Raw genomic sequence first — 2,918 nt, forward strand, 5'->3', positions numbered from 1 at the left:
CGGGGGCAACTCACCCCTCGTGGTATCCAAAGTCTGATTGAAAAATACAAAGAGGATTTAGAAGATTTATCACCTCATTCTCTCCGGCATACCTTTTGTAAAAATTTAATTGACGCTGGTGTTGGTTTGGAAATGGTTGCAGCTTTAGCTGGGCATGAAAGCCTGGAAACTACAAAGCGTTACTGCGAACCTTCCCCGGAAGATTTAGCCCTAGCTGTAGCGCTAATTAGTAAGGAGGAGTAAATCAAATTCTTGATAATAACATTAGGTTCTGACGCAGTAATTATTCTGACTGATGACGGCTTTGACGCTATCGATAAATTTAAATTAAATCTAAACTAAGGAATGTAAAAATGGAAGCGAATGTTTCAGATTATCCCGATTACATAGAGCCGAAAATCGGGAAATTTCTGCTTCTCGACGTGACTGGAGGTACTGGCGGAAATGCAATCATGGGATTTCTTGAACAGGGAGTTACTAACCTACGTGCCATAAGAAGTCTTATTAAAGGAAGTACGGGTTGCTAGTAAAATTAACTACTTCTGAGCGTTTTTTTAGGATTAAGTTCTTGATATCCATTAAAAATAAATAGCCATGATACGACAATACTCCAGTGAATTATAACGGCTGTCCAAATAGAGCCAGATTGCAGGTAAGAAACTGTGCAGGCAATTCCCAAGACGGACACCGAGACTAGAAAAATAGGTCTTGTAAATACTGGTAAAGCTCTTTTGTAGAATGTTAAACCATTGAGTGGATGGACAACGACATAAGCGAATAAACTAAGCACTACCCAAATCAGACAAGTATTAATTGAAACATTTTCTGTTATGTGAGGAAGAGGAATCACTCGAAATATGAGTTCCTCAGCTACACCAGGAAAAAAGAAGCATACGACTGCGGCGCTGATCAGCTTATGAATTGGTAAATTTGGTTTGCTAATCTTGAGAAATCCACTTGGAAGTCCTAGGGTTAAGCAAACTATAGCAGTAATGAATACGAGCAACAGTGCTATCAACCAGCTTTCTATATTAGGAATGATTGAGAATGCAGAGGCGATTCTGAAAAGCAGTAAATCAAAAAACTTCATTGTCTAATAAAAAACACATATTTATACAACTTATATTATCTACTTCAAATGCCTCAATGTGAAATCTAGAAACTGAGAGACCAGGGTAAACGCATCTAAATGTGGGTCAGACTTGTGATACTATTCGAGGCTGACCGTTTGACGATTTTCCTGCCACCATGAGCTTCAGCCTGGAAGCAAGCATCCTTAAGTATTTTGGGAAGCTGAAAGACCCCAGAATCGAGCGTAGCAAACACCATCCATTGATTAGTATCGTTGCGATCGCCATCCTAGCCGTCATATGTGGGGCTGATAGCTGGGTAGCAATTGAAACCTATGCCTGTTCAAAGCGAGACTGGCTGGAACAATTTCTGCCCCTGCCGAATGGCACTCCTTCCCACGATACGTTTGCTAGGGTATTTGCTCGCCTAGACCCAAAGCAATTACAGCAAAGCTTCCAGGAGTGGATGAATAGTTTGACTACTAGCCTAGGTGGGCAAGTAGTTGCCATTGATGGCAAGGTCATGCGGGGTTCTTTCGACCGAAATGGAGAACACAGTGCTCTTCACTTGGTCAGCGCTTGGGCTAGTCAGCATCGTCTAGTTCTAGGACAGGTGAAGGTGGAGGAGAACTCCAATGAAATTACAGCAATTCCTGTCCTGCTGAATCTGCTCGAAATTGCTGGATGCATCATTACAATTGATGCAATTGGATGCCAGCGGAGCATTGCCCAAACCATTATTGAAAAAAAAGCTGATTACATCCTGGCTCTTAAAGGAAATCAAGGTCGCCTACATAAGGCAGTAAAGGAATGGTTTGAGCAAGCAAGGATACAGGAGTTTGAGGGGATTGACTACAGTTACTACGAAACCATAGAAGCTAATCACGACCGGATTGAAATCCGCAAATGTTGGACGGTTCCAGTTTGTTTGTTAGAGGGAAACTATGCACAGCAGTGGGCAGGGATACGCACTATTGGGATGATTGTCTCTGAACGTCGGTTGTGGAACAAAACTACCTATGAAGTCCGTTACTACATCAGTAGTCTTACCAGTGAAGCCAAAATATTGGGTGAGGCTGTACGCAGTCATTGGGGGGTTGAGAATTCACTGCATTGGGTATTGGATGTGACGTTTGCTGAAGATAAAAGTCGGATTCGTAAGGACTATGCTCCTCAGAACTTTGCCCTACTCAGGCATTTAGCAATTAATCTTCTCCGCCAAGAAAAAACTGTTAACAGCAGCCTTGCCCAAAAACGATATCGAGCAGCCCTAGATAATGACTATTTGAGGCGAGTGATTACTAATTAAACAGCTCAAAGCATCAGTTAAGTAAATTTTCCCCCTTTTGGAGTCAGGGAGTGAGCAATTAGCTTAGCTGATGCTGCATGTATTTACATAATATTTATCCATCTCGATTCTATCTAGTTTCTACTAAATTACACAAAGTTTTTAGGCAATTTTGGAGTTACTTTGGGCAGCAGATTTGAGTCAGCTAAACACAAAATATTTGTTGATGTGAAGTTTTTTTTGACAAAACATGAGATGCATAACATTCTGTGGTTGCCAAATTATTTTAGATGCGTTTGCCCTGACTGAGAGACAGCTTCTAAAAACGTCCCGTTTTGCTAAAACACCACATGTCTACTGAATTGCTGGGAGAGAGGTGGGTAGCAGCGTCACAAAACTCATCAAACAATCAACCTGTTAAAAGAGTCAGTGGCGTACCAAAAAACGACCGTCAAACAATACGTGGTTACAGATGATTGACGAGCGCTCTGAATTGAAACAATTCACAACCCAAACCGGAGTAAGACTGCACCAGCTTGTATCTCACCAAGGTGGCACTT

At 41.7% G+C, this 2,918-nt stretch carries 4 protein-coding genes; 3 read left to right on the forward strand and 1 reads right to left on the reverse strand.

What is annotated here, in order from left to right; genetic code table 11:
* The coding region (locus tag H6F77_RS00045) for a tyrosine-type recombinase/integrase (RefSeq protein ID WP_190484027.1) at positions 1-243 on the forward strand (243 nt) is incomplete at its 5' end.
* A 110-nt stretch (positions 244-353) separates the two neighbouring features.
* Positions 354-527, forward strand: a complete 174-nt coding sequence (locus H6F77_RS00050) for a hypothetical protein (protein ID WP_199321097.1) — start codon at positions 354-356, stop codon at positions 525-527.
* A gap of 5 nt (positions 528-532) precedes the next feature.
* Here H6F77_RS00050 and H6F77_RS00055 read toward each other — a convergent pair whose 3' ends face one another.
* Positions 533-1,090 (reverse strand): CPBP family glutamic-type intramembrane protease, encoded by a 558-nt coding sequence (locus H6F77_RS00055; RefSeq protein ID WP_190484029.1) that lies wholly within the window; start codon positions 1,088-1,090, stop codon positions 533-535.
* Between the two features lie 158 nt (positions 1,091-1,248).
* On the opposite strand from H6F77_RS00055, the gene H6F77_RS00060 reads away from it, so the two are divergent.
* On the forward strand, positions 1,249-2,379 hold the full coding sequence (locus H6F77_RS00060) for an ISAs1 family transposase (RefSeq protein WP_190484031.1): 1,131 nt from the start codon (positions 1,249-1,251) through the stop codon (positions 2,377-2,379).
* Positions 2,380-2,918 lie beyond the last annotated feature (539 nt).

The sequence above is a fragment of the Microcoleus sp. FACHB-831 genome, from assembly GCF_014695585.1.
Lineage (GTDB): Bacteria > Cyanobacteriota > Cyanobacteriia > Cyanobacteriales > FACHB-T130 > FACHB-831.